16 protein-coding genes are annotated in these 18,290 nt (G+C 71.8%); 2 read left to right on the forward strand and 14 right to left on the reverse strand.

Translation table 11 applies throughout. The features are described 5' to 3' along the window. Positions 1-8: 8 nt before the first annotated feature. From ACH4E8_RS01045 to ACH4E8_RS01080, 8 genes are all read right to left on the reverse strand, one after another. A complete protein-coding gene (locus ACH4E8_RS01045; protein ID WP_398443079.1) occupies positions 9-248 on the reverse strand; it encodes a hypothetical protein in 240 nt (79 codons plus the stop codon). After that, a complete protein-coding gene (gene gatA, locus ACH4E8_RS01050) occupies positions 245-1,738 on the reverse strand; it encodes an Asp-tRNA(Asn)/Glu-tRNA(Gln) amidotransferase subunit GatA (RefSeq protein ID WP_398443081.1) in 1,494 nt (497 codons plus the stop codon). The genes ACH4E8_RS01045 and gatA overlap by 4 nt, the downstream gene beginning before the upstream one ends. A 7-nt stretch (positions 1,739-1,745) precedes the next feature. Then, the gene (gene gatC / locus ACH4E8_RS01055) at positions 1,746-2,042 is read right to left on the reverse strand and encodes an Asp-tRNA(Asn)/Glu-tRNA(Gln) amidotransferase subunit GatC (RefSeq protein WP_018845281.1); all 297 of its coding nucleotides are present in this window, start codon (positions 2,040-2,042) and stop codon (positions 1,746-1,748) included. 351 nt (positions 2,043-2,393) lie between these two features. Next, complete coding sequence (locus ACH4E8_RS01060) at positions 2,394-4,628, reverse strand: putative bifunctional diguanylate cyclase/phosphodiesterase (protein ID WP_398443083.1); 2,235 nt, start codon at positions 4,626-4,628, stop codon at positions 2,394-2,396. Positions 4,629-4,984: 356 nt separating this feature from the next. After that, a complete protein-coding gene (ligA, locus tag ACH4E8_RS01065) occupies positions 4,985-7,285 on the reverse strand; it encodes an NAD-dependent DNA ligase LigA (RefSeq protein WP_398443085.1) in 2,301 nt (766 codons plus the stop codon). 14 nt (positions 7,286-7,299) lie between these two features. Beyond that, entirely contained in the window at positions 7,300-8,298 is a 999-nt protein-coding gene (locus ACH4E8_RS01070) for a methionine synthase (protein ID WP_398443087.1), read from the reverse strand. 117 nt (positions 8,299-8,415) lie between these two features. Beyond that, the gene (locus ACH4E8_RS01075) at positions 8,416-9,105 is read right to left on the reverse strand and encodes an SDR family oxidoreductase (protein ID WP_398443088.1); all 690 of its coding nucleotides are present in this window, start codon (positions 9,103-9,105) and stop codon (positions 8,416-8,418) included. Between the two features lie 74 nt (positions 9,106-9,179). Beyond that, positions 9,180-9,719 (reverse strand): TIGR00730 family Rossman fold protein, encoded by a 540-nt coding sequence (locus ACH4E8_RS01080; protein ID WP_398443090.1) that lies wholly within the window; start codon positions 9,717-9,719, stop codon positions 9,180-9,182. 202 nt (positions 9,720-9,921) lie between these two features. Here ACH4E8_RS01080 and ACH4E8_RS01085 point away from each other — a divergent pair, with 202 nt between their 5' ends. Next, entirely contained in the window at positions 9,922-10,719 is a 798-nt protein-coding gene (locus ACH4E8_RS01085) for an alpha/beta fold hydrolase (RefSeq protein ID WP_398443092.1), read from the forward strand. A gap of 182 nt (positions 10,720-10,901) precedes the next feature. Here the strand turns inward: ACH4E8_RS01085 and mnmA are convergent, their stop codons facing one another. Then, complete coding sequence (gene mnmA, locus ACH4E8_RS01090; RefSeq protein WP_398443094.1) at positions 10,902-12,026, reverse strand: tRNA 2-thiouridine(34) synthase MnmA; 1,125 nt, start codon at positions 12,024-12,026, stop codon at positions 10,902-10,904. 60 nt (positions 12,027-12,086) lie between these two features. Between mnmA and ACH4E8_RS01095 the strand changes: the two genes are divergently transcribed. After that, a complete protein-coding gene (locus ACH4E8_RS01095; protein ID WP_398443096.1) occupies positions 12,087-12,827 on the forward strand; it encodes an N-acetylmuramoyl-L-alanine amidase in 741 nt (246 codons plus the stop codon). A 128-nt stretch (positions 12,828-12,955) separates the two neighbouring features. Here ACH4E8_RS01095 and ACH4E8_RS01100 read toward each other — a convergent pair whose 3' ends face one another. From ACH4E8_RS01100 to ACH4E8_RS01120, 5 genes are all read right to left on the reverse strand, one after another. After that, the gene (locus ACH4E8_RS01100) at positions 12,956-14,119 is read right to left on the reverse strand and encodes a cysteine desulfurase family protein (protein ID WP_398443098.1); all 1,164 of its coding nucleotides are present in this window, start codon (positions 14,117-14,119) and stop codon (positions 12,956-12,958) included. Positions 14,120-14,255: 136 nt separating this feature from the next. Continuing rightward, positions 14,256-15,332, reverse strand: a complete 1,077-nt coding sequence (locus ACH4E8_RS01105; protein WP_398443100.1) for a helix-turn-helix transcriptional regulator — start codon at positions 15,330-15,332, stop codon at positions 14,256-14,258. 16 nt (positions 15,333-15,348) lie between these two features. Beyond that, on the reverse strand, positions 15,349-16,194 hold the full coding sequence (locus tag ACH4E8_RS01110; protein ID WP_398443102.1) for a thioesterase family protein: 846 nt from the start codon (positions 16,192-16,194) through the stop codon (positions 15,349-15,351). 200 nt (positions 16,195-16,394) lie between these two features. Then, positions 16,395-17,054 (reverse strand): trimeric intracellular cation channel family protein, encoded by a 660-nt coding sequence (locus ACH4E8_RS01115; RefSeq protein WP_398443104.1) that lies wholly within the window; start codon positions 17,052-17,054, stop codon positions 16,395-16,397. A 43-nt stretch (positions 17,055-17,097) separates the two neighbouring features. Then, entirely contained in the window at positions 17,098-18,288 is a 1,191-nt protein-coding gene (locus tag ACH4E8_RS01120) for an ABC transporter ATP-binding protein (protein ID WP_398443105.1), read from the reverse strand. Between the last annotated feature and the right edge of the window lie 2 nt (positions 18,289-18,290).

The following is an 18,290-nucleotide window of genomic DNA, read 5'->3' on the forward strand; positions in this document are numbered from 1 at the left end:
TTTCCCTCTCAGCCCAGCAGGACGTCGTCGTCGCCGATGCGCTTGAGCTCGCGCACCAGCAGGGCGATGCCGGTGACGATGGCGGCCCCGGTGATCACGGCGTCCACCAGCCGCAGCGCGTCGTGCTCGCTGCGGGCCTTCTGTACCTGCTTGGCGACGCCGACCGCGCCGAACGCCGTCGTGCCGATGGACAGGTAGGTGCCCGCCTTGGACTTCTTGAAGCCCTTGGCCTTGCTCAGTGCGTTCACAGCGACGGTGCCTCCTCCAGGAGTGGGTGACCCCACTTTTCCACGAACGCGGCCTCGACGGCGGCGCCGACCTTGTACAGCCGGTCGTCCTTCATGGCGGGGGCGATGATCTGCAGGCCGACCGGGAGGCCGTCCTCGGGCGCGAGGCCGCAGGGCAGCGACATCGCCGCGTTGCCCGCCAGGTTGGTCGGGATGGTGCACACGTCGGCGAGGTACATCGCCATCGGGTCGTCGGCCCGCTCCCCGATCGGGAACGCGGTCGTCGGCGTCGACGGCGAGACGATCACGTCGACCTGCTCGAAGGCCCGCTCGAAGTCCTGCTTGATCAGGGTGCGGACCTTCTGCGCGCTGCCGTAGTACGCGTCGTAGTAGCCGGAGCTCAGGGCGTAGGTGCCGAGCATGATCCGGCGCTTGACCTCGTCACCGAAGCCGGCCTCGCGGGTGAGCGCGGTGACCTCCTCGGCGGACTTCGTGCCGTCGTCGCCGACCCGCAGCCCGTACCGCATGGCGTCGAAGCGCGCGAGGTTCGAGGAGCACTCCGACGGTGCGATGAGGTAGTACGCCGACAGGGCGAGGTCGAAGGACGGGCAGTCCAGCTCGACGATCTCCGCGCCGAGCTCCTTCAGCAGCGTGACGGCCTCGTCGAAGCGCTGGACGACGCCGGCCTGGTAGCCCTCGCCGCGGAACTGCTTGACGACGCCGACCCGCATGCCCGCCACGCTGCCGTTGCGGGCGGCCTCGACGACCGGGGGCACCGGGGCGTCGATGGAGGTCGAGTCCAGCGGGTCGTGGCCCGCGATGACCTCGTGCAGCAGCGCTGCGTCCAGGACCGTGCGGGCGCACGGCCCGCCCTGGTCCAGCGAGGACGAGAAGGCGACCATGCCGTAGCGGGAGACGCCGCCGTACGTGGGCTTGACGCCGACCGTGCCGGTGACGGAGGCGGGCTGGCGGATCGAACCGCCGGTGTCCGTGCCGATCGCCAACGGAGCCTCGTACGCGGCGAGCGCGGCGCTGGAGCCGCCGCCGGAGCCACCGGGGATCCGGGTGAGGTCCCACGGGTTGCCCGTCGGGCCGTACGCGCTGTTCTCGGTCGACGAACCCATGGCGAACTCGTCCATGTTCGTCTTGCCGAGGATGACGACGTCCGCTTCCTTCAGCTTGCGCGTCAGGGTGGCGTCGTACGGCGGGATCCAGCCTTCGAGGATCTTGGAGCCGACCGTCGTCGGGACGCCCTCGGTGGTGAAGATGTCCTTGAGCGCGAGCGGGACGCCCGCGAGGGGGCCCAGCTTCTCGCCGGCGGCGCGCTTGGCGTCCACGGCGCGGGCCTGAGCGAGGGCGCCCTCCCGGTCGACGTGCAGGAAGGCGTGCACCTTCTCGTCGACGGCGGCGATCCGGGCCAGGTGGGCCTCGGTGACCTCGACGGCGGTGAGCTCGCCGGAGGCGATCTTCGCGGCGATCTCGGCCGCGGTGAGCTTGATGATGTCCGTCATGACGTTCTCAGTCCTCCCCCAGGATCTGCGGCACCTTGAAGCGCTGCTGCTCCTGGGCCGGGGCGCCGGAGAGCGCCTGCTCGGGCGTGAGCGACGGACGGACCTCGTCGGCGCGCATGACGTTCGTCAGCGGCAGAGGGTGGGAGGTCGGGGGTACGTCCTGGTCGGCGACCTCTGCGACACGGGCGACCGCGCCGATGATGTCGTCGAGCTGACCTGCGAAGTGATCGAGTTCCTCGCCGGACAACTCCAGACGTGCCAGCCGGGCGAGGTGGGCGACCTCCTCGCGCGTGATGCCAGGCATGCGGAGATCCTCATCAGGGTGAGTGTTGGTTTTCCCCAATCCTATGGGTCCCCCCGCCCCCGGCACGAAACGGCCGCCCGACGACCCCCCGCCACCCGGTGACGACCAACGCACCCGCGGAACGACGGAGGGCACATCAGGGCCGCGCTGGGGCTCCCCCCATGCCCTCTGGGCGTAGGTGGGGGTGCCTCCGTGCCCGCAGGGCGCAGGGGGAGGAACCGCGTGACAGGCCCACCACCGGCCCGCGGACGGGCCACGGACCGAACCCCGCCGGCGCGCCCCGCACGAGCACCGCCCGCATGAGCACCGCCCGCACGACCATCGCCCGTGCGATGCCCGCCCGCGCCGGCCTCACCGCACCGCCCGGCCCGACGCCTCCCCCGTTTCCAAGTCCGGCGACGGCCGTCCCGCACCCGCCGCGGCCGACGAAGCGGCCGGAGTCCCGGCACTCGCGGGATCCGGGCCCCCCGAAGCACCCGGCGCAGCCGAAACCGCACCGGCTGTGCCGTCCCCCGGCCGGTGCCACCCCCGCTCCCCCCGCGCCCGCAACCACGCCGTCGTCTCCTGCGGCGGCATCGCCGCGGCCACCAGCCACCCCTGCACGGCGTCGCACCCCAGGTCCCGCAACCGCTCCCAGGTCTCGTCGTCCTCCACGCCCTCCGCGACGACCAGCAGTCCCAGCGAGTGGGCGAGGTCGACCGTGCAGCGCACGATCTCCGCGTCCTGGGCGTCGACGGCCAGCCGGGCCACGAAGGAACGGTCGATCTTCAGCTCGCTCACCGGCAGTCGCCGCAGGTGGACGAGGGAGGAGTACCCCGTACCGAAGTCGTCGAGCGACATGCGCACGCCGTGGTCGCAGAGCCCCGCGAGGGTGTCCGCGGCCCGCTGCGGGTCCTCCAGCAGCACGTGCTCCGTTATCTCCAACTGGAGCGCTCCCGCGGGCACCCCGTGCCGCGCCAGCCGCGCGGCGACGGAGCCGGCGAAGCCGGGGGTGTGCACGTCCCGCGGCGACACGTTGACCGCCACCGGCACCATCAGCCCCTGCGAGCGCCACCTCGCCACCTGGGCGAGCGCGGTCTCCAGGACGTACTCGGTGAGGTGCGGCATCAGGCCGGAGGACTCGGCGATCGCGATGAACTCGTCGGGCGGCACGCGCCCGCGCTCCGGGTGCACCCAGCGGACCAGCGCCTCAAGCCCGGCGACCTGACCGTCGAAGCGGACCTTCGGCTGGTAGTGCAGCTCGACCTCGTGCGCGTCCAGGGCCCGCCGCAGGTCTCCGAGGAGCCCGAGGCGGTCGGGTGTGTTGCTGTCCCGCTTGGACTCGTACACCTCCACGCCCGTGCGGTCGCGCTTGGCCTGGTACATCGCCACGTCGGCGCGGCGCAGCAGCCCCTCCGCGTCCAACGCGTGCTCGGGGAAGACGGCGACCCCGGCACTGGCCTCCAGCACGAGGGTCAGCCCGTCGAGGTCGAGCGGCGACGAGAGCTCCGCGGCGAGTTGCCGGGCGACGCGCTGCGCGCTGGTGATGGAGTCCGCCGTCGGCAGCAGCACGGCGAACTCGTCGCCGCCGAGCCGCGCGGCCTCCGCACCGCGCGGCAGTGCCTGCCGCAGCCGCTGGGCTATCTGCAACAGCAGCCGGTCGCCGGCGAGGTGTCCGAGCGTGTCGTTGACGGAACGGAAGCGGTCGAGGTCGATCAGGACGAGCGCGGCCCGGGTGCCCTGGCCCTCCGCGTCCTCCAACGCCGTCCAGGTGCGCTCCAGTAGCCACTGCCGGTTCGGCAACCCGGTGAGCGGGTCCCTCAGTTGCTCCTCCGCCCTGGCCCGGGCGATCCACAGCGTGGAGTCCAGCGCGATCAGCGGCACGGCGAACAGCGGCAGCAGCAGCGGCTGGGAGACGGCGACCACGCAGATCAGGGGTGCGATCCCGAGGAGCGCGACGGCCACCAGGCCCTGCCGGATCAGGGCGGTGCGGGCGATCGTCGGCAGCCCGCTGCTCTGCGGCGCGAGCACGTACCAGAGCAGCAGGCGGGTGACCAGGAGATAGGTGACGGCGGCGAGCAGGACCTCCAGCGCGGCCTCGATCCCCCAGTCGAGTGGGGACCAGGGCCGTTCGACGCTGGGCATGCGGTCGAAGAAGGAGAGCACGAGGGCCGCGGTCCCGACGCCGAGCACGTCGACGGAGCCGTGCAGCGCGCCGTGGCGCCACCGGTGTCGCCGGGCCGCACCGACCAGGGTGACGACGGCCAGGCTCACCAACCCGGCCGGCACCCAGCCGTACAGGAGGAGCACGGCGAGGGTGAGCGCCGCGCCCGAACCCGTACCGCCCCACCAACGGTCGCGGCCCATGGCGACGAGGTGGGCGACGACGATGCCGGTGAGCACCGCGAGCGACCAACCGGCGGTGGAGCCGGGGAAGAGCGCCCGGCCCTCCTGCACGGCCGTGAAGGCGCCGGTGCCCATGACGAGCGCCGCGCCGGCGGCCACGGCGACGGGCAGTCCGGGGGACATGCCCGCGAGCCCACTGGCGAGGGCCGCCGCGTACCCCCGGGGCCGCGGGACCGGGGCGGCGCTCTCAGTCGGTTCCATTCCCGTCCCTCTCACAGCCGGTGGTGCCGATGCCTCGCGTGGTTAAGTGGTCATGCCACCACGACCGAAATCCGACCACGCAGCCGTGCACGACAGGCGCACGTCTCAACAGTAGGCCGCGGCAGGCTTCGACGGGCAGCGCTCTACAGCTCTTGCCCGAATGCGACCGGACCACCCTTATCCATCTGCTATGCGCCGAACGGGTGACTGTTACCGGTCGCCGCCGGGGCGGGAAGGACGTCTGGTTCTCATCCCTTACGCCCTGTTCGACCACTGCTGAGAGGTCGTCACCCATCTTGTCCCCGCCCCCCTCACTCCGCGTCAGCACTCACCGGAGCGCACTCGGTCCCCCGCCGTCACTCCTCCACGGGCACAGCAGCCTCACGAGCCGCATCCGGCCCCTGTTCCAGGAGGATCACCAGACCGTCCTCGTTCAAAACCGGCACCTTGAGCTGCATCGCCTTGTCGTACTTCGAGCCCGGGTTGTCACCGACGACGACGAAGCCCGTCTTCTTCGACACGGATCCGGTCACTTTCGCGCCGAGGTTCTGGAGCGCCTCTTTTGCGCCATCCCTCGTGTAGTTGACCAGGGTCCCGGTGACGACGACGGTCAGACCTTCGAGCGGCCTGGGCCCCTGCTCCTCCCCCGCGCCCTCCTCCTCCAGGCGGACGCCCGCGGCCCGCCACTTGCGCAGGATCTCCTGGTGCCACTCCTCGGCGAACCACTGCTTCAGGGAGGCGGCGATGATCGCGCCGACGCCGTCCGTGGCCGCCAACTCCTCCTCGGTGGCCTCCTGGATGCGGTCGATGGAGCGGAACTCCCGGGCCAGCGCCTCCGCCGCGACCGGCCCCACGTGCCGGATGGAGAGTCCGGTCAACACCCGGGCGAGCGGCCGGTCCTTGGCCGCCTCGATGCTCTCCAGCAACGCGAGGGTGTTCTTCTTGGCCTCGCCCTGCTGGTTGGCGAAGACGGTCGCCTTCTTCTCCTCGCCGTCCGGGTCCAGCTTGGGCAGTCCGCTGTCCTGGTCGAGGACGTACGCCACGATGGGCAGCAGTTGCTCGACCTTGAGGCCGAACAGGTCGCCCTCGTCCTTGAGTGGCGGCTCAGCGGGCTCCAGCGGCCGGGTGAGCGCGGCGGCGGTGACGTAGCCGAAGTGGTCGATGTCGAAGGCCCTGCGGCCAGCGAGGTAGAACAACCGCTCGCGCAACTGGGCGGGGCAGGAACGGGCGTTGGGGCAGCGCAGGTCGACGTCGCCCTCCTTCATGGGCCGCAGCGCGGTCCCGCACTCCGGGCAGTCCGCCGGCATCACGAACTCCCGCTCGCTGCCGTCGCGCAGGTCGGCCACCGGCCCCAGGATCTCGGGGATGACGTCACCGGCCTTGCGCAGCACCACCGTGTCTCCGATGAGGACGCCCTTGGCCTTGACCACGTCCTGGTTGTGCAGGGTGGCGAACTCCACCTCGGAGCCGGCCACCTTCACCGGCTCCACCTGCGCGTACGGAGTGACGCGACCGGTGCGGCCGACGCCCACGCGGATGTTGACCAGCTTGGTGTTGACCTCCTCCGGGGGGTACTTCCAAGCGATCGCCCACCGCGGGGCCCGCGAGGTGGAGCCCAACCGCCCCTGGAGCGGGATCTCGTCCAGCTTGACGACCACCCCGTCGATCTCGTGCTCCATGGAGTGGCGGTTCTTGCCGTAGTACGCGATGAACTCCCGGACGCCGTCCAGGGAGTCGACCACCTTGAAGTGCCGGGAGGTGGGCAGGCCCCACTCGTGCAGCAGTTCGTAGGCGTGTGACAGGCAGTCGATGTCGAAGCCGTCGCGGGCCCCGATGCCGTGCACCACCATGTGCAGCGGGAGCGTCGCCGTGACCTTGGGGTCCTTCTGCCGCAGCGAACCGGAGGCGGAGTTGCGCGGATTGGCGTACGGCTGCTCGCCGGCGGCGATGCGACGCGCGTTCAGCTCCTCGAAGGCGTCCATCGGGAAGAAGACCTCGCCGCGGATCTCGACGAGGTCCGGGATCCGGTCGCCCGACAGCCGGTCGGGGATGTCGCCGATGGTGCGGATGTTGGGCGTGATCTCCTCGCCGACGCGGCCGTCGCCCCGGGTCGCGGCCCGCACGAGGCGGCCCTTCTCGTACGTCAGGTTCACCGCGAGGCCGTCGATCTTCAGCTCGCACAGGAAGTGGAAGTCCGTGGTGCCGACGTCGCGCGCGACCCGCTCGGCCCAGGCGGCCAACTCCTCCTCGTCGAAGGCGTTGTCCAAGGAGAGCATCCGCTGCCGGTGCTCGACCTTGGTCAGATCGGTCTCGTAGTGACCGGCGACCTTCTGGGTGGGGGAATCGGGCGTGCGCAGCGCCGGATGCCGCTCCTCCAGGGCTTCCAGGGAGCGCATCAGCGTGTCGAACTCGCCGTCGCTGATGACCGGCTGGTCCTTCACGTAGTACCGAAAGCGGTGCTCGTCGATCTGCTCGGCGAGTTGGGCGTGCTCCTCGCGCGCCCGCGCCGGCAGGTCGGCGTCGCCCTGCACCGCCGACAGGTCCGCGCCCGTCCCGTCCGCCCCGATCCGAACGTCCTGCCCGTCCTGCCCGTCCTGTGCGGGCTCTTCAGTCCGCTCTTCGCCAGTCACCGTCTCGTCCTCCCGATTCCCCGGCATTGCCCCGTCACCCGTCACTCAGGGTGTTCTGCGAGTGATCTCGCGGCCCGGACGCAGTGGGCGAGCGCGGCCCGGGCGTACGCCGGAGATGCGCCTGCCAGACCACAGGTCGGGGTGATGACCACGGACTCGCTCAGAGTCCCCGGATTCAGTCCCAGCCTGCGCCACAGCGTCCTGACACCCATGACGCTACCTGCCGGGTCTGACAATGCGGTGTCAGTGGACGGCACGACGCCCGCGAAGAGTCGGACCCCGCCCTCGACCGACTCGCCGATCGCCTCCTCGTCACGCTCGGTGAGGAGGCCGAAGTCGAAGGAGATTCCGGCCGCCCCGGCCCTCCGCAACAGCGCGAACGGCACGTCGGGAGCGCAGGAGTGCACCACGGCGACCTCGTCTCCGATGACGTCCCGCAGCGCACCTTCCACGACCTGGCGGTCCACCGCCCGGTGCGTGCGGTAGCCGCTGGCGGTCCTGACCTGCCCGCGCAGCACGGCGGTCAGCGACGGCTCGTCCAACTGGAGCGCCAGCCGGGCGCCGGGCACCCGGCGGCGCACCTGCGCCAGGTGCGTGCGCAGCCCCTCGGCGAGGGAGCCGACGAGGTCCCGGCAGGCGCCGGGGTCGGCGAGCGCCGACTCCCCGTTGCGCAGTTCCAGCGCGGCGGCGAGCGTCCACGGGCCGACGGCCTGGACCTTCAGCGGCCCCTGGTGGCCCTGGGTGAACTCCTCCAGGGCGTCCAGGTCCTCGCCGAGCCAGGAGACGGCCCGGCGGGTGTCGCGGCCCGGCCGGTCGCTGATGCGCCAGCCGCTGGGCTCGACGTGCGCGTACATCTCGACGAGGAGTCCCAGGGTCCGTCCGATCATGTCGGCACCGGGGCCCCGGGCGGGCAGTTCGAAGAGGTGGGGGAAGTCCTCGAAGGACCCCGTGACGGTCTTCGCCGCCTCCCGGGCGTCGCCCCCGGGCATGGACCCGACGCCGGTGGCCGGACCCCAGCTGAACTCGCGCTTCTCACTCACCCCGGCAGCGTACGTGCCGTTCGCCGGCGGGTGCTCCCCAGCGTCCCGACCGCAGGCCCGGCGCCCACGGCACCGGTGCAGTGCCGTGTGGTGCCGTGCTGGCCGGGCGGTGCGGACTCAGCGCCCGGGCCGTACGGTCAGGTCGTTGATCTCGGCGTCCCGGGGCAGGTCGATCGCGGTGATCAGGGCCGTGGCGACCGACTCCGGGTCGATCCAGCGCGCCGGGTCGTACTCCTTGCCCTCCTGCGAGTGCACCTTCGCCTGCATGGGGCTCGCGGTGCGGCCCGGGTAGACGGAGGTGACCCGTACGCCGTTGTCGTGCTCCTCCGCCCGGAGGGAGTCGGCGAGCGCCTTCAGACCGTGCTTGGAAGCGGCGTACGCGCTCCACTCCGCGCTCGCCCGCAGCCCCGCGCCCGAGTTCACGAACACCACGTGCCCCTGCGAGACGCGCAGTTGCGGCAGGAGCAGCCGGGTCAGTTCGGCCGGGGCGACGAGGTTGGTGTTCAGCTGCTGGTGCCAGGTCACGGGGCGCAGGTCGGCGACGGGTCCGAGGTCCACCACGCCCGCGATGTGCAGCAGCGAGTCCAGCCGGTCCGGCACTTCCTGGTGCGACAGGGCCCAGGAGATGCGGTCGGGGTCGGACAGGTCGGCCACGAGCGTGCGCGCACCCGGGTAGCGCGCGGCGAACTCCCTGGCCCGTCCGGCGTCGCGGGCCAGCAGTACGAGGTCGTCGCCCCGGGCGTGGAGCCGGGCGGCGACGGCGGCGCCGATGCCGGAGCCGGCTCCGGTGATCACATGGGTCGTCATGGCGCCCATGCTCGCACCCGCGCCCCCGGCGACGGAAAACGCGGCAGCGCCCGCCGGGGCACCGCGTCCCGGCTCTACTGGATCCCGACCGACTCCTCCAGGTACGCGAGCGCCGAGACGCCGTCCTCGGCGAAGAACACCAGGTCGGTCAGGGGCAGCGGCAGGAAGCCCTCCTCCTCCATCCGTCGGAACTGCGCCTTCAGGCCGTCGTAGAAACCGGCCGTGTTCAACAGCACCACGGGCTTGTCGTGCTTTCCGTGCTTCTTGAGCTCCAGGATCTCGGTGGCCTCGTCCAGGGTCCCGGTACCGCCGACCATGACCACCACGGCGTCCGACTTGGCGAGCAGCAGTGCCTTGCGCTCGGCGAGGTCCTTGGCGACCACCATCTCGTCCGCGTCCTCGCGGGCCACGTGGGACAGGAAGTCCACCGAGACGCCGACGAGGCGCCCGCCCGTCTGCCGCACGCCGTCGGCGACGACCTTCATCAGCCCGCTCTCGGAGCCGCCCCACACCAGGGCGTGGCCCCCCTTGCCGAGGAGTTCGGCGAACTCCCGGGCGGGGCGGGTGTATCGGTCGTCGAGGTCGGCGGCGGAGAGGAAGACGCAAATGTTCATGCCGCCACCGTACGGGGCCGGGACGCACCTCGGGGTGACGGCCGTCGAACCTGTGGATGAACCTGTGGATGACGGGCGGCCGAACCACGGCGCACCGCTGGCACAGCATCCGCACCCCTGCGCTGACCTGGGGCGCAGCGGAAATCCGAAAAAAGCCGTCCGCCAGCGATGAGTTGCGCAGACCCGTCCGGTCAGCACTGCCATGGACTACACGAGCCGTACGCTCAACAGGGCGTGCTCGGCGGACGGCACGCCCATCGCGTACGAGCAGCGCGGTGACGGCCCCGCCGTGGTGCTGGTCGGCGGGGCGCTGGACACCGCCGCGGCCCAGACGCCGCTCGCCGAGCTGTTGGCGTCGCACTTCAGCGTCTTCACCTACGACCGGCGCGGCCGGGGCGGCAGCGGCGATGCCGCCGGGTACGCGGTGGAGCGGGAGATCGAGGACCTGGCCGCGGTCATCGAGGAGGCCGGCGGTCGGGCCCGGGTGCACGGCACGTCGTCGGGCGGTGCGCTCGCGCTGCGGGCCGCGGCGGCGGGGCTGCCGATCACCCAGCTCTCCGTCTACGAGCCGCCGTTCGACCCGATCACGCCCTCCGGCCGCCCGGTGGGTGACCATCTGGCGCGCACCCGCGAACTGGTGGCCGTCGGCAAGGTCGACGAGGCGCTGGTGCTCTTCTTGGACCTGCTGGGGACGCCGGGCCCCGTGATCGAGCACATGCGGGACTTCCCCGGCTGGTCCGAGCTGGCGGCGACGGCGCACACGCTCCCGTACGACTACGCCGTCATGGGCGACCGCACGGTGCCGGTGCGCCTGCTGCACCAGGTCGCGGTGCGCGTGATGGTGATCGAAGGCGGCGCCAGCGCCCCGTCGATGCGGGAGGCGGCGCGGCTGGTGGCGGAGGCGCTGCCGCGCGGGCGCCACCGTACGTTGACCGGACAGACCCACGACGTGGCGCCGCACGTGCTGGCGCCCGTGGTGGCGGCGTTCTTCGCGTCCTGAGCCGGCGCGCGCGGCGCACGCCGGCGCGTCGGGCACGGGCGCACGGGCGTCGCTGAAGGCCGTGGTGGGCGGTGTCGGAGTTCCACGGGGGTGGACTCGGGCACGGCCGCACGGCCCCCATGGGTCCGTACGGCTTCTCGCCGTGCCCGCGTCCGGCGCGACCGTGGCCTGCGCCGGAGCGCTCAGGCCATGGAAGCCGCGGCGCGCTGCGTGGCGGAAATCGTCGCCGAGCCCACCACGCGGGTGCCGTCGTACAGCACGATCGCCTGGCCGGGGGCGACGCCGCGCACCGCCTCGGCGAAGGTCACCTGCAACTCGCCGTCGACCATCACGGCCGTCACCGGGGTCTCGCCGCCGTGGGCACGCAGCTGAGCGGTGTACGTCCCCGGGCCCTGCGGCTCGGCGCCGCACCAGCGGGGCTTGATCGCGGTCAGTCCCATGACGTCCAGCGCCTCGGCGGGACCCACGGTCACGGTGTTGTTCACCGGCGAGATGTCGAGCACGTAGCGCGGCTTCCCGTCGGGCGCGGGGTGGCCGATCCGCAGCCCCTTGCGCTGGCCGATCGTGAAGCCGTACGCGCCCCCGTGGCTGCCGAGTCGGGTACCGGACTCGTCGACGATGTCGCCCTCGGCGGTGCCGAGGCGGGAGGCCAGGAAGCCCTGGGTGTCGCCGTCGGCGATGAAGCAGATGTCGTGGCTGTCGGGCTTGTGCGCCACCGCGAGGCCGCGGCGCTCGGCCTCGGCGCGGATCTCGTCCTTGGTGGTGAGGGTGTCGCCGAGGGGGAACACGGCGTGCGCGAGCTGACGCTCGTCCAGCACCCCGAGGACGTACGACTGGTCCTTGGCGGCGTCGCTGGCGCGGTGCAGCTCGCGGCGGCCGTCCTCGGTGACGACGACGGTCGCGTAATGGCCCGTGCACACGGCGTCGAAGCCGAGGGCGAGCGCCTTGTCCAGCAGCGCGGCGAACTTGATCTTCTCGTTGCACCGCAGGCAGGGGTTGGGGGTGCGGCCGGCCTCGTACTCGGCGATGAAGTCCTCCACGACGTCCTCGCGGAACCGTTCGGCCAGGTCCCAGACGTAGAAGGGGATGCCGATGACGTCCGCGGCGCGGCGCGCGTCGCGCGAGTCTTCGATGGTGCAGCAACCGCGCGCACCGGTGCGGAAGGACTGCGGATTCGCGGAGAGCGCGAGGTGGACGCCGGTCACGTCGTGCCCCGCTTCGACGGCTCGGGCGGCGGCGACGGCGGAGTCCACGCCTCCGGACATGGCGGCGAGCACGCGGAGCGGGCGCTGGGGAGTCTCAGTCATAGCCCTACCAGGGTACGGTCACGGAGAACCAAGAGCTCGCGAGTATGCGTTGTAGGGGATATGGGAAGCGAAACGGGACGCGGGCGTGGAGAGCGGGACGGGAGCGACCGGGCCAAGGCCAAGGGCCGCCGATTGCCGGGGCTGAACCGGCGGGGTCTGCTGATCGGGGGCGCTGCGGCGCTGGTCGGCGGCGGGGTGCTGGCCCGTGACGGGCTGAGCCGGCTGTGGTGGAAGGTGCCCGGCATGACCAAGCCGCGCAAGGAGGGTGAGCTCGACCACGCCGGCGCGGAGTGGACGGCGGCGTCCCGGGCGAACTGGCGGCTCGCGGACCGCCCCGACGACTACCGCATCGACCGGGTGATCATCCACGTCGTGCAGGGGAGCTTTCCGACGGCGCTGCGGGTATTCAAGGACCCGGGTCACGGCGCGGCGACGCACTACGTGGTGCGCAAGGACGGCCACGTGGCGCAGATGATCCGCGAGCTGGACGTGGCCTTCCACGCGGGGAATCGTTCCTTCAACGAACGCAGCGTCGGCATCGAGCACGAGGGGTTCGTGGACCGTCCGCAGGACTTCACGGACGCGATGTACGAGGGGTCTGCGCGGCTGACGGCCGGGATCTGCGTGCGGTACGAGATACCCGTGGACCGCGAGCACATCATGGGACACGTGGAGGTGCCGGGGACGGACCACACGGACCCGGGGCCGCACTGGGACTGGGATCGGTACATGAAACTCGTCCGCGATGCGATGCCGGCGGCGCGGCAGGCCCGGGAGACGCAGGAGAACGCAAAGGGGTAGCCCGCCGCAGGGCGCCGCGGCCGGGGCCGGGCGGAAACTGGGCGGGAACTGCACGAAGCAGATGCTTCGGTTCCGCTTCTGGCGTGTGGACGCCAGAGCGCGTTGGGCGGGTTCGCCGTGGGGCAGAGTTAGGTCAGACCCGCCGTTCGGGCCCGGTCGACCGCCGGCCCGATCGCCTTCGCGAGCGCTTCCACGTCCGCCGTGGTGGAGGTGTGACCGAGGGTGAAGCGAAGGGTCCCTCGCGCCAGGTCAGGGTCGGTGCCCGTCGCGAGGAGGACATGGCTGGGCTGGGCAACCCCGGCGGTGCAGGCCGACCCCGTGGAGCACTCGATGCCCTGTGCGTCCAGGAGCAGGAGCAGCGAGTCGCCCTCGCATCCAGGGAAGGTGAAGTGCGCGTTGGCGGGCAGTCGATCCTCGGGGTCGCCACCGAGGATCGCGTCCGGCACCGCGTCCAGTACGGCACGGACGAGCTGGTCCCGAAGGGAGCCGATCTCTCGCGCGAACTCCTCACGGCGTTCGGCGACCAGCTTGCCGGCCACGGCAAAGGAGGCGATGGCAGGGGTGTCCAGGGTCCCGGAGCGTACGTGGCGCTCCTGCCCGCCTCCGTGGAGTACCGGTACGGGAGCGTAGTCCCGGCCCAGGAGCAGCGCGCCGATCCCGTACGGCCCGCCGATCTTGTGACCGGAGACCGTCATGGCCGCGAGCCCGGAGTCGGCAAAGCTCACGTCGAGCTGGCCGACGGCCTGGACCGCGTCCGCATGCAGCGGGACGCCGTATTCACTCGCCACTTCGGCGAGTGCGGCGACCGGCATCACGGTGCCGATCTCGTTGTTGGCCCACATGACGGTGGCGAGGGCGACATCGTCGGGATTGCGCTCGATGGCCGCGCGCAGGGCCTCGGGGTGTACCCGCCCGTAGGCGTCGACGGGCAGGTACTCCACCGTGGCGCCTTCGTGGTCGCCGAGCCAGTCCACGGCGTCGAGGACGGCGTGGTGCTCCACGGGGCTCGCCAGCACCCGGGTGCGCGCGGGATCGGCGTCCCGGCGCTGCCAGTAGAGGCCCTTCACGGCGAGGTTGTCCGCTTCGGTGCCGCCCGAGGTGAAGACCACCTCGCTGGGGCGGGCGCCCAGCGCGTCGGCGAGGGTTTCGCGCGCCTCTTCGACGGTGCGCCGGGCACGCCGCCCGGCGGCGTGCAGCGCGGACGCGTTGCCGGTGACGGTGAACTGCGCAGTCATCGCCTCGATGGCCTCCGGAAGCATCGGAGTCGTCGCGGCGTGGTCGAGGTAAGCCATGGTGGCCTCGATTCTACGAGGCGGAAAGGGGGGCGCGGACGCGGCGCAGGGAGGTACGGAAAGGCAGGAGGTGATGGAGCATCGCACGGACCGGGTGCACGGCGGGGGTTCGGCGCTGAATACGGGCAGCGCCGGCTCACCCCGTCCCGTAGAGCGCGACCACGTCAGCAGCGGTGCGGGCGAGCTGTTCCCGGGCCTCGGGCGGGGTGAGGACGCGTACGGAGGAGCCGAAGGTGAGGAGGGTGCCGACCTCTCCCAGCGCGGAGAACCCGAGTTGCAATCGGTGCCAGCCGGCGCCCCCGGCAACCTGGGTGGCTGCCGCAGCGGCCTCAGCCTGGTCAGCCTGGTTCGTCAGCTCGGCCTGCTCGGTCTGCTCGACCCGCTCCGTCTGCTCGGCCTGCTCGGCCTGTTCGGCCTGCTCTTGGTGGTTGCTGAGGATTCGGTGGGCGTTGAGTCGTAGGAAGAGTTCGAGTCGGTCGCGGTGCACCAGCACCGTCGCAGTGATCAGTGGGGGCCGGGTCTCCAGCCGGCGGCGCAGGGTCTCCCAGACCTCGGTGAGTTCGAGGCCGGGGCGGCGGCGCACGTCCTCGTCGAGGATCTCCGCCCGGGCCACCCGGTCAGCCCGGAAGAGTCGGGGCACCGCCTCCTCGTCGGCGACGAGGTACCAGACGCCGGCCTTGACGACCAGGCCGTAGGGGTCGACCAGGTGGACGTCGGGCGCGGCCGACCGGTTGCGACGGTAGCTCAGTCGCAGCCGGCGGTCGGTGAAGACGGCCGCCGTCAGCACGTCCAGGTCGACGGCGGCCGGCTGCTGGGAGAGCCAGCGGGCGGGGTCGACCAGGATCCGGCGGCTCGTCAGCTCCGCTGCGGGACGGTGGGGTTCCGGTAGGGCGGCCATCACCTTGCGCAGCGCCGAGCGCAGGGCGGCGTCCAGCCCGAGGGCGGCGTGGGTGCCTTGGGAGGCCAGGACGAAGAGCGCCCGGGACTCGTCCTCCGTGAGACCGGTCACATCGGTGCGGAAGCCGGGGAGCAGGGTGATCCCGCCATGTCGGCCGCGCTCCGCGTAGACGGGGACGCCGGCGGCGGACAGCGCGTCGACGTCCCGGTAGATGGTGCGCACGGACACCTCCAGGCGCTCCGCGAGTTCGGAGGCGGGGACGAGGCCGCGGGTCTGGAGGAGCAGCAGGATCGACAGCAACCGGTCTGATTTCACGGGGAGTCCACCGGGGTCAGCGGGGCGCCTTCGCCAGTTGTCGGGACTGGGCGACCAGGCGGCCTCGGCTGTCCCAGATCTCGGCGTCCTCTTCCAGGAAGCCGCCCGCCAAGTTGCGGGTGGAGATCGCGACGCCGAGCGGGCCGGGGGCCGGGCGGCAGCGGATGTGGGTGGTCAGTTCGACGGTCGGGGTCCATCCCTTGAGCCCCAGGTCGAAGGAGGTCGGCGGCATGGCGTCGACCGTGAGCAGCAGGGAGAGCGGGTCGGCGTCCCGGCCGTCCGCGAGGCCGAACCAGCCGCGCACCTCCCCCTTGCCGGAGGGGGCTCCGACGGCCCAGCCGATGGTGTTCGGGTCGAGCCGGATGTCCAGGCGGCCCAGGATCGCCCACTTCTCGGCGAACTCGGGGTCGGGTGCATCGGCCGAGCCGAAGCACTGCTCGTACGGGGATATGGCGGGCGGGGTCGCGGAGGTGCGCACCTCGTCGGTGAGGTCGTTCAGATCGCCGTAGGTGGCCAGCACTCGGATGCGCTCGACCTCCGTGCCGTCCTCGTCGTACTGGAACAAGGAAGCCTGGCCGGTGGAGAGCGTGCGGCCGGTGCGGACGGTCTGCGTCCGGATGACTGCCGGGCCGGGGGTGCTAGCGCTGACGAAGTGGGCCGAGGTGGTGAAGGGGTCGGGGTGCGGTAGCGCGTCCCCAAGGGCTCGGCCGGCGACGGCCAGCAAGTAGCCGCCGTTGACGGCGTGGGCGATCGTCCAGCCCGCGGAGAGCCGGGTGTCGTAGACGCCTGGTGTGCGCAGCGTGACGGCGGTGTCGCGGTCGAACTCGCTGTCGCCGATGGATGCCTGAACTGCCTGTGCCATATCGGCACGGTACCCCAAGAACATACTGAGCAGTAGCTTTTTGGGGCTCCGAGACTTCCGCGGATGCCGACGCACGCCGGCAGACGCCGGGGGACGCCGGGGGACGCCGGGGGACGCCGACACACGCCAGTGGACCGGGCAGGAGACGGCAGGCCGCCCCCGCAGAAGCTCAGCGGAAACCCCTTGGCCCCGGGTTCTCCTCAGACCTCCTCCACCGCCGTGGAGCGGCGGTTCCAGGCGCGGGGGGCGCGCCAGTGGAAGCGCATCGCCAGCAGCCGCAGCGTGAAGGCGGCGAGGGCGGCGAAGCCGCTGGTCAGCCCGTTCAGGGCGTCGAACTGGATGAATAGCGCGACCATCGCGGCGCCGACGATCGCCGGGACGGCGTAGAGGTCGCGGTCCCAGCGCAACAGGGACGGCACCTCGTTGGCCAGTACGTCCCGGAGGACGCCGCCGCCCGCGGCGGTCGCCACGCCCAGCACCGCCGAGGAGGTCAGGCCGAGCCCGTATTCGTACGCCTTGGTGGTGCCGGTGACGCAGAAGAGGCCGAGGCCGGCGGCGTCGAAGACGTTCACCCCGGTCTGGATGCGCTCCACGACGGGGTGGAGGAAGAAGACGAGGGCCGTCGCGACCAGGGGCATCAGGAAGTAGCCGAGGTCGGTGAAGGCCGCCGGCGGAACGGCCCCGATGATCAGGTCGCGCAGCAGCCCTCCGCCCAGCGCGGTGACCTCGGCGAGCACCGCCATGCCGAACACGTCGAAGTTCTTGCGTACGGCGAGCAGTGCGCCGGAGATCGCGAAGACGAAGATCCCGGCGAGGTCGAGCGCGTGCTGGACGGAGGGCGTGAACAATTCTTGGAGCACCGGACGATTGTGCCGCCTTTGTCCCCGTGCTCCGGACCGGCGACTACTTCTTCGGGGAGCTGCCTTCGTCGCCTCCGTCGCCCCCGTCGCGCTGTGCCGCCTGGTCCGCAGCGTCCTCGGTGGCCGACTCCTCGGACTTCGGGACCGCGGTCACCACCTCGACCGCGTCCTTGGCCGATGCCAGCCGGGATTCGTCGGGGGCCTGGTCCGGGGCGTTCTCCGGGTGGTGGCAGGCGACCTGCTGCCCCGGGCGCAGCTCGATCAGCGGGGGCTCCTTCGTCGTGCAGAGCTCCGTCGCCTTCCAGCACCGGGTGTGGAAGCGGCAGCCCGTCGGCGGCTCGATCGGCGACGGCACGTCGCCCTTCAGGAGGATGCGCTCGCTCTTCGCGCCGCGCCTGCGCGGGTCCGGCACCGGCACTGCGGAGAGCAGCGCCTTGGTGTACGGGTGCATGGGCGACTCGTACAGCGACGCGCGGTCCGCCAGCTCCACGATCTTGCCCAGGTACATCACCGCGATCCGGTCCGAGACGTGCCTGATCACCGAGAGGTCGTGGGCGATGATCACGTACGTGAGCCCCAGCTCGTCCTGGAGGTCGTCGAGCAGGTTCACCACCTGCGCCTGGATCGACACGTCCAGCGCGGATACCGGCTCGTCCGCCACCACCAGCTTCGGCTTCAGCGCCAGCGCCCGCGCGATCCCGATGCGCTGGCGCTGACCGCCGGAGAACTCGTGCGGATAGCGGTTGTAGTGCTCCGGGTTGAGGCCGACCAGCTCCAACAGCCGCTGGACCTCCTTCTTCACCCCGCCCTCGGGGGTGATGCCCTGGAGCTTGAAGGGCGCGGAGACGATGGTGCCGATGGTGTGCCGGGGGTTCAGCGAGGAGTACGGGTCCTGGAAGATCATCTGGACGTCACGGCGCAGCGGGCGCATCTGCCCGACGCCCATGTGCGTGATGTCGTGGCCCTCGAACTCGATCCGGCCGCCCGTCGGCTCCAGCAGCCGGGTGATCAGCCGCCCCATGGTGGACTTGCCGCAGCCCGACTCCCCCACCACGCCCAGCGTCTCGCCCGGGCGCACGTCGAAGGAGAGCCCGTCCACCGCCTGCACGGCGCCGGTCTGCCGCCGCAACAGCCCCGAGCGGATCGGGAAGTGCTTGACCAGCCCCTCGACCTTGAGCAGCGCGTCCGGTGCGGTGGCCGATCCGGTCTCCGCCGCCTGGTGGGGAATCTTCACGT

It is taken from the genome of Streptomyces sp. NPDC017979, from assembly GCF_044328175.1.
Classification (GTDB): Bacteria; Actinomycetota; Actinomycetes; order Streptomycetales; family Streptomycetaceae; genus Streptomyces.